This is a genomic window from Cupriavidus sp. GW822-FHT03E04 (genome assembly GCF_058801495.1).
The window spans coordinates 67401-79814 of record NZ_JBXANI010000013.1 but is presented as its reverse complement, the minus strand read 5'-3'; the positions used below and the strand labels follow the sequence as shown (position 1 = coordinate 79814).

At 67.1% G+C, this 12414-nt stretch carries 11 protein-coding genes; 1 reads left to right on the top strand and 10 read right to left on the bottom strand.

Translation table 11 applies throughout. The annotated features are described in order from the left end of the window. Nucleotide 1 precedes the first annotated feature (1 nt). From AC1RQC_RS20060 to AC1RQC_RS20040, 5 genes are all read right to left on the bottom strand, one after another. Nucleotides 2–787, bottom strand: coding sequence for an SRPBCC family protein (locus tag AC1RQC_RS20060; protein WP_492375977.1), 786 nt, complete (start codon nucleotides 785–787; stop codon nucleotides 2–4). Further along, nucleotides 777–1253 (bottom strand): (2Fe-2S)-binding protein, encoded by a 477-nt coding sequence (locus AC1RQC_RS20055; protein ID WP_492809147.1) that lies wholly within the window; start codon nucleotides 1251–1253, stop codon nucleotides 777–779. The genes AC1RQC_RS20060 and AC1RQC_RS20055 overlap by 11 nt, the downstream gene beginning before the upstream one ends. 9 nt (nucleotides 1254–1262) lie before the next feature. Continuing rightward, nucleotides 1263–2129 (bottom strand): FAD binding domain-containing protein, encoded by an 867-nt coding sequence (locus tag AC1RQC_RS20050; RefSeq protein WP_492809146.1) that lies wholly within the window; start codon nucleotides 2127–2129, stop codon nucleotides 1263–1265. Continuing rightward, nucleotides 2122–4416 carry a xanthine dehydrogenase family protein molybdopterin-binding subunit gene (locus AC1RQC_RS20045; RefSeq protein WP_492809145.1) on the bottom strand — a complete coding sequence of 765 codons (2295 nt, stop codon included), beginning with the start codon at nucleotides 4414–4416 and terminating at the stop codon, nucleotides 2122–2124. The genes AC1RQC_RS20050 and AC1RQC_RS20045 overlap by 8 nt, the downstream gene beginning before the upstream one ends. 72 nt (nucleotides 4417–4488) lie before the next feature. Beyond that, nucleotides 4489–5469: a Bug family tripartite tricarboxylate transporter substrate binding protein gene (locus AC1RQC_RS20040; protein ID WP_492375974.1), complete on the bottom strand. Its 981-nt coding sequence runs from the start codon at nucleotides 5467–5469 to the stop codon at nucleotides 4489–4491. A 374-nt stretch (nucleotides 5470–5843) separates the two neighbouring features. On the opposite strand from AC1RQC_RS20040, the gene AC1RQC_RS20035 reads away from it, so the two are divergent. After that, nucleotides 5844–6362, top strand: a complete 519-nt coding sequence (locus tag AC1RQC_RS20035) for a MarR family winged helix-turn-helix transcriptional regulator (RefSeq protein ID WP_492375973.1) — start codon at nucleotides 5844–5846, stop codon at nucleotides 6360–6362. A 69-nt stretch (nucleotides 6363–6431) separates the two neighbouring features. Here the strand turns inward: AC1RQC_RS20035 and AC1RQC_RS20030 are convergent, their stop codons facing one another. From AC1RQC_RS20030 to AC1RQC_RS20010, 5 genes are all read right to left on the bottom strand, one after another. After that, the gene (locus tag AC1RQC_RS20030; protein WP_492375981.1) at nucleotides 6432–7727 is read right to left on the bottom strand and encodes an MFS transporter; all 1296 of its coding nucleotides are present in this window, start codon (nucleotides 7725–7727) and stop codon (nucleotides 6432–6434) included. A 288-nt stretch (nucleotides 7728–8015) separates the two neighbouring features. Further along, a complete protein-coding gene (locus tag AC1RQC_RS20025) occupies nucleotides 8016–8972 on the bottom strand; it encodes a PDR/VanB family oxidoreductase (protein WP_492884411.1) in 957 nt (318 codons plus the stop codon). 92 nt (nucleotides 8973–9064) lie between these two features. Beyond that, complete coding sequence (locus tag AC1RQC_RS20020; protein ID WP_174423386.1) at nucleotides 9065–10054, bottom strand: VOC family protein; 990 nt, start codon at nucleotides 10052–10054, stop codon at nucleotides 9065–9067. Between the two features lie 51 nt (nucleotides 10055–10105). Further along, complete coding sequence (locus AC1RQC_RS20015) at nucleotides 10106–11578, bottom strand: aldehyde dehydrogenase (protein ID WP_416049127.1); 1473 nt, start codon at nucleotides 11576–11578, stop codon at nucleotides 10106–10108. 22 nt (nucleotides 11579–11600) lie between these two features. Then, on the bottom strand, nucleotides 11601–12407 hold the full coding sequence (locus AC1RQC_RS20010; RefSeq protein ID WP_492375971.1) for an aspartate dehydrogenase: 807 nt from the start codon (nucleotides 12405–12407) through the stop codon (nucleotides 11601–11603). Nucleotides 12408–12414 lie beyond the last annotated feature (7 nt).

Sequence of the window (12414 nt, the reverse complement as noted above, 5' to 3'; positions counted from 1 at the left end):
CCTACTTCAGATAGTCCCGCAGCCAGGCGCCGCACTCGCCCGCGTGCTGTGCCGGCCAGCGCACGGTAATGGTCGCATTGGGCTGGCGCACTTCGATGCAGATATCCGTGAGCGGGCCCCTGTCCACGGCGGGCGCGGGCGAGAACAAGCGCGACCACCAGCCTGTGCTGCGATTGGGGCTGGCTTGCACGGTGTGAGCCGGGATGACGGCCGGGCGAGCGGGAATCCCCTCGATGGCGGAGGCGGGCGAGGCGGGCGAAGGGGCCTGCTCCTTCGCAACCGTTTGCGCCGCAGCCGGTGCTGCGGGCGCTGCGGACGCCGCAGCCGGCGCCGCCTCGGCAGGCGCCGCCAACCGCGCCGACAAATTCGTGCCGAACTCCTCCCACATCCGGTCCGCCTTCGTCTTCATCACGCTCAGGCCAAACGTGCCAAGGCGGCCCAGCACGTCCACGTTGATCTTCATGCGCAGTTCGGTCTTGCCGTCGGGCTGCCCGGTCAGGAAGATCTCGCTGGACTGCTTGAGCGAGCTGGCCACGGAGGCGTCCTCGCCTGTGCCTTCGCTACGCAGGTAGTTGGGCGCGCGCATCTCCACGATGGTGGTCTTGATCTTGAAACGCGCGCTGACAAAGGCGATCTTGACCTGGATGTGCGAGATGTACTCCACATCGCTGACCACCTCGATCGACTGCATGCCCGGCACGCAGCCGCCCATCACATTGGGATCGAGCAGCAGTGCCCACACTTGCGCCGGCGCTGCGCCGACGATCAGCCTTTTTTCAATTTCCACGCATCTTCTCCGCGGCGAACAGAATGGATTCGACGATGCCGACGTAACCGGTGCAGCGGCACAGGTTGCCGTTCAGGCCGGCACGGACTTCCTCTTCTGTCGGATTGGGGTTATGCGCCAACATGGCGCAGGAGGTCATCAGGAAGCCAGGGGTGCAGTAGCCGCACTGCAAGCCGCCGCACTCCATGAAACTTTGCTGCAGCGGGTGCAGTTCGCCGCCGGCGCCGAGGCCTTCGACGGTGGTCACGTCGCGCCCGCGTGCCTGCACGGCAAGCATCAGGCAGGACTTCATGACTTCGCCGTCCACCAGCACGGAGCAGGCGCCGCAGATGCCGGTCTCGCAGCCGCGCTTGGTGCCGGTCAGGTTGAGGTCGTCGCGCAGCAGGTCCGACAGCAGGCGCCGCGCGGGCACTTCCACGCTGTGGTCTTCGCCGTTGACAGTGAGTTCGATATGGATCTTTTGCATGGGGAATCCTTAGTCCGCCGCCAGCCCGAATAGCGCGGCGATGCTTCGCCGCGCCACGGTCCGTACCATCTCGCGGCGATAGTCCGCGTTGCCGCGCATATCGGAAACGGGGTCGATGCCCGCGGCGACGATATCCGCCGCTTCGGCGGCCACTTCGGGCGTGACGGCCTTGCCGGCCAGGAACGCCTCGGCATGCCGCATCCGCGCCGGAATCGGCGTCGATGCGCCGACAGCAAGGCGCGCCTCGATACATGTGGCGCCAGTCCGGCGAGCCAGCAGCGCGACGCTGGCCAGCGGCCGGTGCTCGGCGGCCGTGCGCAGGAAACGCGCGTAGTGGCCGAGCGCATCCGGCGCCGGCGCGGGAATGCGGATCTCGGTCACGATCTCGTCGGGCTCGAGCGCCGTGGTGTAGTAGTCGACCAGGAACGCCTCCATCTCCAGCACGCGCTCGCCGCTCCTGCCTGCGAGCACCACCTGCGCCCCCAGCGCCATCAGGCAACCCGGCGGATCGGTGGCGGGATCGGCATAGCAAAGGTTGCCGCCGATCGTGCCCTGGTTGCGCACCTGCGGATTGGCCACGCGCCCTGCCATGCTGGCCAGCATGGGGTAATGCGCCTGCACCAGCTTTGAGCGCGCCACCTGCGCATGCAAGGCCAGCGCGCCGATGCGCAAGCCGGTGCGCGGATCGAACTCTATCTTGCGCAGTGCATCGAGTTGGCCGAGCGATACCAGGTGCGTGGGCGTGAGCATGCGCTGGCGCATGCCGAGCATCAGCGCGGTGCCGCCGGCGATTACCCGACACTCGTCGCCCAGGTCGGCCAGCATGCGGCTGGCTTCCTGCACCGAGCCGGGCTCCAGAAATTCGAAATTACGCATGGCGCGCCTCCTTTTCCTTGCGCTCGCGCAGCGCGGCCAGCACCTTCTCCGGCGTGATGGGCAGCGATGCGATACGCACGCCGATGGCGTCATAGACCGCATTGGCAATGGCCGCCGCGCCTGGCAGGATCGCGGTTTCGCTGGCGCCCTTGGCGCCATAGGGCCCGTTGGGCTCAACGGATTCAACCACATCCGTGCGCAGCGCGGGCACCGCGTCAGCGGTCGGCATCGTGTAGTCGGCGAAGTTGCCGTTCAGGATGCGGCCATCCTCGACCTGCACATGCTCGTACAGCGTCCAGCCGATCGCCTGCACGGTGGCGCCGTGCGTCTGGCCGTGCACGGCCAGCGGGTTGATGGCCTTGCCGCAGTCGTCCGACACGAAGCTGTCGATCAACGTGACCTGCCCGGTGGCCATGTCCACTTCCACTTCGACGGCCTGCGCCGCAAACGAGTAGGCTGGCGCGATGTTGCCGTAGTAGTTGGCGTCGTGCATCACGGTGGGCGCATCGTAGGTGGCGCGCACCATCAGCCCTTCACCGCCGTGGCGGAAGATATGCAAGCGCGCGATCTCGGCGAGCGTGGCGCGCTTGCTGTCGTCATTGCGGGCGCGGATCACGCCGTCGAGCAGGTCCAGTTCGTCCTCTGGCACGCCGAGCTTCTCAGCGGCCACGGCCAGCAGTTTCTGCTTCGCCTCGCGCGCGGCCCGCATCACTGCGTTGCCGGAAATGATCGTGACGCGAGACGCCAGCGAGCCGAGGCAGAACGGCGCCACATCGGTATCCGGCGTGCTCACGGTGACATGCGACAGCGCAATGCCCAGCTCCTGGGCGCAGATCTGGCTGAGCATGGTGTTGGCGCCCTGCCCCATGTCGCACTCGCTGGTGAGCAGCATGACGCGCCCGTCCTCGTTGACCTTGAGCACGATGGTGGAGCCGTCCCAGTTGCCCAGCGTGCGGTTGCCGCTGACGTGCATGGCGGCCGCGATGCCGAGCCCGCGCCGGCGCGTGCCGGTTCGCCGCGAGGCATCGGCGCGGCGCGCATCCCACTGGATCGCTTCGCGCGCTTGCTCGAGGCATTCCACCAGGCCGCTGCTGCCGATCTTCCAGCCATGCACGCTGGTGTCCCCGGAGCGGATGGCATTGCGCTTGTGGATTTCGATGGGGTCCATGCCGAGCATTTCGGCCAGCATGGTGAGGTGGCTGTTCAGCGGGAACTGCATCTGCTGGCCGCCAAAGCCGCGGAACGCGCCGCGCGGCGGATTGTTGGTATAGGCGAGCACGGCGTTGGAGCGCACGTTCTCCAAGCGATGCATGTTGTCGCTGCGCATCGCGCTCACGTGCATCACGTCGCCAGCCAGGCCCGCATAAGCGCCGCACTCGGCCACGATATTGACGTCCTTGGCGACGATCATCCCTTGCGCGTCCAGGCCCATCTTCAGCCAGACCCGCGCCGGCACGCTGGAGCGCGCGCCGAGGAAATCCTCGAGCCGGTTGTTGACGAGGCGCACCGGGCGGTCGAGCCGCGTTGCCAGCAAGGCCGCGATCAGGCTGTTGCTCTCCTCCACGATCTTGGCGCCAAAGCCGCCACCGGTGACCGCCTGGATCACGCGGATAGTGGACACCGGCCGGTCCAGCGCTTCGGCCAGCCGCGCGCGCGCCAGGAATACGGACTGCGTCGAGGCCCAGACCGTGAGCCGGCCATTGCCATCCTGGGCGGCCACGGTAGCCATCGGCTCCAGGTAGCCGGGATACTGCGAGTGCATGTCGTACGTGGCCTCGTAGACCACCGCGGCCCGGGCGAAGCCGGCTTCGACGTCGCCACGCTCGATATGCATCTCATGGGCGATATTGCGCGTGCCCGGGTGCAGCTCCGCCGCGCCATCGACCAGCGCTGCATCGGCGCTGAAGATGGCGGGCAGTTCTTCGTACTCCACGCGGATCAGGTCCAGTGCATCGCGCGCGGTTTCCTCATCCACCGCGACCACCGCGGCGACCTCCTCACCCACGTGGCGGACCACGCCAGCGGCAAGAATGCGCTGCTCCTTGCGATGCGTGCCCCACAGCCGTGACGGCGTGTCCTCGCCGGTCAGGACCAGCTTGACGCCCCGCAGCGCGCGCGCCGCCGCGGTGTCGATGCGAACAATGCGGGCATGCGGATACGGGCTGCGCAGCACCTTGGCGTGCAGCATGCCGGCCTGCTTGATGTCGCCGGCATACACGGCCCTGCCCATCACCTTCTCCCGCGCCGTCACTTGCGGCGTGGCGCTTCCCACTGTCGACGTGCTCATGCCGACCTCCTGCTAGTCAGAAAACCACTGAAAACCATGAAGACGCCGGCGAGCGTTGCCGCCGGCGTCGCGTCACTCGGCGGTAATGCCGAAATCCTTGATGACCTTGCCCAGCCGCTCGTAGTCGGAAGCATTGATCTTTTCCAGCACGGCGGGCGCGCCGCCCACCGGCACCGCGCCAAAGGTGGCCATCTTCTCGGCGATGTCCGGCATCTTGACGATCTCGTTGAGCTGCTCATTGAGCAGCTTCACCACCTCGGCCGGCGTGCCCTTGGGCGCCATGACGCCGTGCCATGCGCCGACGATGACGTCCTTGTAGCCAAGCTCGGACAGCGTCGGCACATTGGGCAGCAGCGCAGAGCGCTTCGGATCGGTCACGGCCAGCGCGAGCAGCTTGCCCGTGTTGATGTACTGGGCCACCGGCCCCAGCGTCACGTAGGCGAAGTTGACGTGGCCCGCGACGACATCATTGACGGCGGGCGCAACGCCCCGGTACGGCACATGCTGGATCTTCACGCCAGCGGCGCGGTTCAGCCACTCGCCGGCGATATGCATGGGCGAACCCGCGCCGGGGGTGGCATACGTCAGCGGCTTGCCTGCCTTCGCCGCGGCCACCATTTCCTGCACGGTCTTGATGCCACCGCCCGGATACGCCACCAGCAGCACGGTCTGCGTGCCGGTCTGGATGACCGGGGTGAAGCCATGCAGCGCGTCGTAGCTGGCGCTGGCGGGGAGCTTGAGCACCATCGGCGCCGTCGTGAACGGGTTGGGCGTGAACAAGAGCGTGTAGCCGTCGGCCGGCGCGCGTCCAACCATGGCGTTGCCGACCACGCCGCCGGCGCCCGGCTTGTTCTCCACGATCACCGGCTGCTTGAGGCGCATCGACAGCTTCTCCGCGTACATGCGCGCCATGGAGTCCGTGTCGCCGCCCGGCGGATAGGCGACCACGATCGTGACCGGTTTGGCGGGATAGCCGAGTGCAAAGGCGCTGCCGCCTCCCAGGGCAATCGCGGCGAGCGCTGTGGCAAGGACGTGTCGGCGGGCAAGGTTCATCTACGGCTCCTGTGGGGGCGCTCCACTTCAGCGGGGAATGGCATGGTGGGGGCGGGGTTAGGCACGGCTAAGGGACGGGAACGCATTCGATGTGCGTTTTATTAGCGAAACATTAGTTCAGGAGAGGAACGTGTCATTCATACTAGAATGCTAATTTTGACCACTCAACTTACGTTAATCCCTAATTGACATATCTATTTTTTATAAACTCAGAAAGAGAGAATCATGACGAGAAGAAGGCGGCACATCGGATTCCCTATGAGACAATCGGCTCCGCCCTCCCCTGATCAGCCGCCGTCCGGCGGCATCTCCTGAAAGACATGGATCTGATGAAGCGCGCAGCCGGAACGACAACCGACACCGGTGACAAGGCAATGCCCCCGAAAACCGACTGCCCCTGGGCGCAACTGGACGAGCAAGGCAGCGGGCTCGATGTCGACGACTTCCTGACGACGATGCTTAGCCAGTTGGTCAACGCGCTGCGGCGCACCGTGACGCTGCCCTACGCCGAGCAGTTCGCGCTCACGGTGCCCGAATGGCGCCTGCTGGCCCTGCTGGCACACGCACGGCAGTTGCCTTTCGCAGAATTGGTGCTGCAATCCACATCGGACAAGGCGCTGGTGAGCCGCACGCTGCGGCTGCTCGAAGGCCGCGGGCTGGTGAAGCTGGATGCCGAGGGCAACACCCCGCGCAAGAAGCTGATCTGCAGCATCACGCCGGAAGGCCTGGCGCTGCATAAGCAAGTGATGCCGCTGGCCAGGAAAGGCCAGGCGGAGGTGATCCGGCTGCTTGAGCCGGAGGAGCGCCGCGCGATGTACCAGGCGCTGAGGAAGCTGCACGGCCTGTGCGTGACGCCCGGGCGCGGCGACGCCGGCGGGGGCGGGGGCGAGTAAGCGCGCACGAAAACGAACAAAGCCCGTGGCAGCTGGCGCTGCCACGGGCTTCATGTCGTGCGTCGCGGATCAGGCCTCGAGTTGCTCGAGCACCTTGCCCTTGGTCTCGATGCCAAGGAAGTGGATGGTGAGCGCCGCCACGAACGGCACCGTCGCCAGCGCGTAGAAAGCAGTGCTGAGATTGCCCGAGCCGATCGTGCTGGCCACCAGCGTCGGCGCGAAGATCGCCGCCAGCTTCAGCCACGCGCCCCCAAAGCCGCAGCCCATGGCGCGGATGCTGGTGGGATACAGCTCTGGCGTGTACACGTAGGCCGTGATAAAGCCACTGGCCAGGAAACCGAGCGAGAGCGCGCAGAGCCCGGCCACGACGTACACCGACTCCGCGTGGAACACGCCGGCCAGCGCCAGCGATATCGCGCACAGGATGAACGAGACGTTGATCACCGGCTTGCGGCCCACCTTATCGACGATCATCGCGCACACCAGCGAGCCGATCACCCCGAGCACCGATGCGCCCGCGGCCAGGTTCAGCGCCAACTGCAGCGGTGCGTGATACACCGTCTTGTAGATCGTCGGCAACCAGGTCGACAGCCCGTACTGGATAAAGCCGCAGGTCGCCCACAACATCCACACCGCCAGCGTGCGGCCAATATAGGCCTTGCTCAGCAGATCCCGGACACGCCGGCGCGGGTGCTTGCCGGTCATCGCGTCGTACGCGGATACATCGCCCAGCGGCGCCAGCGGCCCCTTGGCGCGGGACTCGAACGCCGCGAGCGCGCGGTCGGCCTCAGCCAGGCGGCCCTTCTCCGCCAGCCAGCGCGGCGACTCGGGAATGGCCCGACGCAGGATGAAGAACAGGATGACCGGGGCGCCGCCGATGAAGTACATCACGGTCCAGCCGAACCGCGGCACCAGCCACGCGCCGACCGCATTGGAGATCAGCAGGCCGATCGGGAACACCACCTCGTACAGCAGTACGAAGCGCCCGCGCCCGTGGGCACGCGTCACTTCGTTGATATAAGTGGCGGCCACCGGCAGCTCACCGCCCAGGCCCAGGCCCTGCACGATGCGCAGCAAGGCAAAGATCTCGAACGAGGGCGCAAAGCCGCAGGCGATGCTCATCAGCCCGATGATGCCCGCGCTCCAGCCAATCGAGTTAAGGCGGCCAAAGCGCTCGGCCAGCGCGGGAAACAGCAGCGCGCCGATCAGTTGCCCGACCGACGGCGCCGCGATCAGGAAGCCGATCTGCCCCGGCGTGAGCGACCACATGGAGATCAGCAGCGGCAGCGTGGCGGCGATGGCGATGACGTCGAAGCCATCGAAGAACGTGGCCAGGCCGATCAGCAGCCGCGCCCTGACATGCATGCCATTGCTGGGCAGGCGCTCGATGCGGGCGATGATCTCGCCCCGGGTGGTTGCCACGGGGGCGTCAATGGCGCGCGCGCCACCGCCTGCCGTGCTGGTGCTGGATGGGGTCGCCACACCCTCGGCGCTCGCGTTGGCGAGCGGGGCCTCTTGTCTCTGGATCAACACGGTGTTTCTCTTCTAAAGTATCCGAGGCAGGCAGCCGCCCCGCGCTGGCGCATTGCCGGACTTGCCCGGCAATGGCCACCACCGTTGGCGCCGCGATGGACGCGGCGCGCGGTGGCGCGCTTAGAGGTCCAGGACCAGGCGCTTGCCTTTGCAGCCTGACACGCAAACCATCATGGTCTGGTTCGACTCGCGCTCGCTCTTGCTGAGCACGCCGTCGCGGTGTTCGGGAATGCCTTCGAGCACGCGCGTCTCGCACGAGCCGCATACACCTTCCTTGCAGCTGTGCTCTACCGCAATGCCCGCTTCGAGCAAGGCATCCAGCAGGGACTTGCCTGCGGGCACTTTCAGCTCGCTGCCCGTGCTTGCCAGCGCCACGGTGTACTCGCCGTCCTGCACCGCCGCCACCGACGGGTCGGCGGCGAAGCGTTCGATATGGACTTCGGGATAGCCATGGCCGGCGCAGGCGGCTTCGAAGGCGTTCAGCATCGGGCCCGGGCCGCAGCAATAGAAGTGCGTGCTGGCAGCTTGCCCGGCCAGCAGCGTGGACAGGTCCGGCGGGCTGCCCGCCTCGTCGTCGAAGTGCATGCGCACCGCGTCGCCGTAGGCGGCCAGCTCGTCCGCGAAGGCGGCTTCCGCACGCGAGCGTGCGCAGTAAAGCAACGTAAAGGAACGCCCGAGCTCATGCAGCCGACGCGCCATGCACACGATCGGCGTCACGCCGATGCCGCCGGCCACCAGCACCGTGTGTGCCGCCCCCTCGTCCAGCGCGAAGTGGTTGCGCGGCGCAGCCACGGTGAGCGTGCTGCCCACCCGCAGTTGCTCATGCACATAGCGTGAGCCGCCACGGCTGCCGCGGTCGAGCAGCACGCCCACCACGTAGCGGTCGCGCACATCCGGCGCGCCGCACAGCGAGTAGCTGCGCACCAGGCCATTGCCCAGATGCAGGTCGATATGCGCGCCTGGCGCGTACTCGGGCAACGCATGCCCGTGCGGATCGCGCAGTTCCACGCTGACGATGCCGCGCGCTTCGAAACGCATGGCCTGCACGCGCAGGCTCAGGGATTGGCTGGTACTCATGGCACTTCCTTCGGTTGCTTCGTGTTGCTTGTCTTGCTTGTCTTGCCTGCGTTGCTTGTGTTGCCCGCGTTGCCTGTGTTGCTACGCCGTGCTCAGCGCTTCTCCGTCAGGAACTTGCCCTGCGGGCCGCCTGCGTTCTTCTGCCTGCGCGTATTGCCATCCAGCCCGCCTTCCACCGCCCATTCGGCGAACATGGTCGGACCCGGCTCGAAATCGCGCGGCTCCCAGTCGGCATCCAACTGGTCTTCATCGGCGTAGTACTCGATGAGGCCGCCGGCCGGATTCTTGAAGTACCAGAAATACGCGGACGAAATCGGATGCCGGCCCGGGCCAAGCTGCGTATCCCAGCCGCTGCGCGACACATGCAGGCCGCCGCCGAACACCTCGTGGATGTCGCGCACGGTAAAGGCCACGTGGTTCAGCCCACTCTTGGCCTGCGGCAGCTGCAGCAGGAACAGGTCGTGGTGGCCGCCGTCCGGCGCGCAGCGCAGGAAGGCGCCACGGCCCGGATAGTGGTCCGACGGCACGAAGCCCAGCCTCTCGGTGTAGAAACGCTCGGTGGCGGCCACGTCCTTGACGAAGAAGACCACGTGCCCTACCTCGATCGGCGTGGCACGTTCGTAGATCGGGCTGCGCTGGTTCATGCGCGGCTTGTCGTTCCACGTGTTCATCGCGGCGCATTCCACCTCGACCTCGCGCTTGCGGGTCAGCTGGAAGCGCACGGCCAGGCCGTTCGGATCCGTGCAGCCAACGCGTTCGCCTTGCTCGCCCTGCACGCCGTGCTCGCCCGTGCTGACGAAACCCGGCTCGGCGCGGATGGCATCCGCGATCCGGTCCAGCGCGGCTTGCGTGTCCACGCCCCACACCACCTCGCGCAGCGTCGGGCCGTCTTCCATTGCCGCCGGCAGTGCCGGGTCGTCGGTGCGGCGCACCAGCACGCGGCAGCCGTTCAGCGTCTCGAAATCCAGCCCGGCCGCATCCTCGCGCACCAGCGTGAGGCCCCAGTCGGCGAAGAAGCGCCGGCAGGCGTCCAGGTCGTCGGCACCGTAGACGATTTCGTCGATGCCCAGAATCGTGTTCATTACCCTCTCCTGCTGTGTCGCTTTTGCAGCGTCCAATGTCGTCGCGCTCACTTAGTTAGCCCACGGCAGCGGTTGTTCATGCATGCCCCAATACACGCTCTTTTGTTCCATGTACTGCAGGATCCCCAGCCGCCCCTTCTCGCGCCCCAGCCCACTGTCGCGCCAGCCGCCGAACGGCGTCGAGATCGAGAACTGCTTGTACGTATTGATCCACACATTGCCGGCCTGCACCGCACGCGCAAAGCGCCACGCGCGCTTGTAGTCGCGCGTCCATACGCCCGCCGCCAGCGCGTACACGCTGTCGTTGGCTTGTGCGATCAGATCGTCCTCGTCGTCGAAGGCCATCGCCACCAGCACCGGCCCGAAGATTTCCTCCTGGCATACGCGGGCGCTGTTATCCAGCCCCTCGATGATGGTCGGCGTGTAGAAGTAGCCGTTCTCGCAGCCCGCCACCGTGGGGCGGATGCCTCCCGTACGCAGCTGGCCGCCTTCGGATACGCCAAGCGCCACATACGATTCGATCGAGTCACGATGGCGGTCGCTGATCAGCGGCCCCATCTGGGTGCGCTCGTCGGCCGGATCGCCCACTCGCAGGCGCGCCGCGCCCTCGGCCAGGCGGTCCATGAAAGGCTCATACAAGGAACGTGCCACGAACAGGCGCGAACCCGCGATGCACGATTCGCCCGAGGAACTGAAGATGCCGTACAGCACGCCGTTGACCGCGTGGTCCAGGTCCGCGTCCTCAAACACCATGGTGGGCGACTTGCCGCCCAGCTCCAGCGACACCGGCATCATCTTGTCGGCGGCAATGTGGGCGATATGGCGTCCCGTGGTGGTGCCACCGGTAAAGGACACGCGGCGCACCAGCGGGTGCTTGGTAATGGCATCACCGATCACCGAGCCCTTGCCCGGCAGCACGCTGATGAGGCCCTTGGGCACGCCGGCTTCCTCGCAGATGGCGGCGAGTTCCAGCGCCATCAGCGGCGTGATCTCAGCGGGCTTGATCACCACCGCGTTACCGGCGGCCAGCGCGGGCGCCAGCTTCTGCGCCTCGCTGGCGATGGGCGAATTCCACGGCGTGATCGCGGCCACCACGCCCATGGCTTCATGCACGCTCATGGTGAGGAAATCACCACGCGCGGGCGTGAGCGTCTCCTCCAGGGTTTCGCAGGCCGCCGCGAAGAACTGGAACGTGCCGGCGGCGCTGGCCACCAGCGCGCGCGTCTCGCTGATGGGCTTGCCGTTGTCCAGGCGCTGGCGCTGAGCCAGCGGCTCGGCGCGCGCGCGGATCAGGTCGGCCACGCGATGCAGCACGGCTGCGCGCTCGTGCGGCTTGCGCTGGGCCCAGCCGCTGGTGAGGAACGCGCGATGCGCGCCCTGCACGGCCTCTTCCACGTCGTCCAGGCTTGCCGCATTCAGTTCCGCGACGACTTCGCCGGTGGCCGGGTAGCGCGTGGCGTAGCGCTCGCCGCCGCCCACGCGCCACTCGCCTGCGATACAGATGGGGAGAATGTCTTGCTTCATGATGATTGCCTTGCTGCGCTGCTTAAATCGACATGGCGTGGGCACGGTTGCCCAGCGCACGCACCACGCTGAACACTGTCAGCGCCGAAGTCTTGGGGTTCGCCGCCAGCGGCTTGCCGCGCATGGTCAGCTCGAAACCGCCGAAGGCACCGCGCGCTTCCACGTGGTGCACGTTTTCATCCACGCCCGGATCCGCCAGCAGCTTGACCTGCGTGTGGTCCAGCCCGAGGCCGGCCATCGACAGCGTAGCCGCCACATTGGCGTTCTTCGGATAGAGCCGCGCGGCTTCGCGGGCGTTGCCCTCGAAGATCACCGTGGCTTCGGTCAACGCGTCGAGGTCGAACAGCGCCTCGGCCGGCGTGTCCTTCCACGCGCCGGGCGGCTTGCGCCCGGTGTAGACCACCGAGTCCAGCCCGCCCACGCGCGCTGCCGCCAGTGCGTCGATCGCACCGATGGCGCCGGAGAGTAGCTGCACCTGCGTGCCGCCGCGCCGTGCCGCGGCTTCCAGCCGCTCGGCCAGGCCCGGCTCGGAGAGCGCGCCCACCGACACCACCATGCAGGCGATGCCGCGCTCCAGCGCCGGCACGATGTGCTCCTCCAGCGCATGGTGGCCAGCGCACTCCACCAGCAGGTCAGGCCGTCCGTCGGCCTGGCTCAGGCAGGTGGCAACCCGTGCATGCGGGGCCAGCGCGGAGACGTCATGGCGGGCCTGGTCCATCTGCGCCTCGGGCACCACCACCACGTCGAACACCACGTCCGGATCGCTCTTGAGCAGCTCGAGCACACCGCGCCCGATCGCTCCGCATCCCACCATCGACACGTGCAGCATGTTGCGT

Coding starts and splice junctions, on each gene's coding strand:
- AC1RQC_RS20010 (WP_492375971.1), bottom strand. CDS start 12,407: ATGCTGCACGTGTCGATGGTGGGATGCGGAGCGATCGGGCGCGGTGTG.
- AC1RQC_RS20055 (WP_492809147.1), bottom strand. CDS start 1,253: ATGCAAAAGATCCATATCGAACTCACTGTCAACGGCGAAGACCACAGC.
- AC1RQC_RS20045 (WP_492809145.1), bottom strand. CDS start 4,416: ATGAGCACGTCGACAGTGGGAAGCGCCACGCCGCAAGTGACGGCGCGG.
- AC1RQC_RS20025 (WP_492884411.1), bottom strand. CDS start 8,972: ATGAGTACCAGCCAATCCCTGAGCCTGCGCGTGCAGGCCATGCGTTTC.
- AC1RQC_RS20020 (WP_174423386.1), bottom strand. CDS start 10,054: ATGAACACGATTCTGGGCATCGACGAAATCGTCTACGGTGCCGACGAC.
- AC1RQC_RS20015 (WP_416049127.1), bottom strand. CDS start 11,578: ATGAAGCAAGACATTCTCCCCATCTGTATCGCAGGCGAGTGGCGCGTG.
- AC1RQC_RS20050 (WP_492809146.1), bottom strand. CDS start 2,129: ATGCGTAATTTCGAATTTCTGGAGCCCGGCTCGGTGCAGGAAGCCAGC.
- AC1RQC_RS20040 (WP_492375974.1), bottom strand. CDS start 5,469: ATGAACCTTGCCCGCCGACACGTCCTTGCCACAGCGCTCGCCGCGATT.
- AC1RQC_RS20035 (WP_492375973.1), top strand. CDS start 5,844: ATGCCCCCGAAAACCGACTGCCCCTGGGCGCAACTGGACGAGCAAGGC.
- AC1RQC_RS20030 (WP_492375981.1), bottom strand. CDS start 7,727: ATGCATGTCAGGGCGCGGCTGCTGATCGGCCTGGCCACGTTCTTCGAT.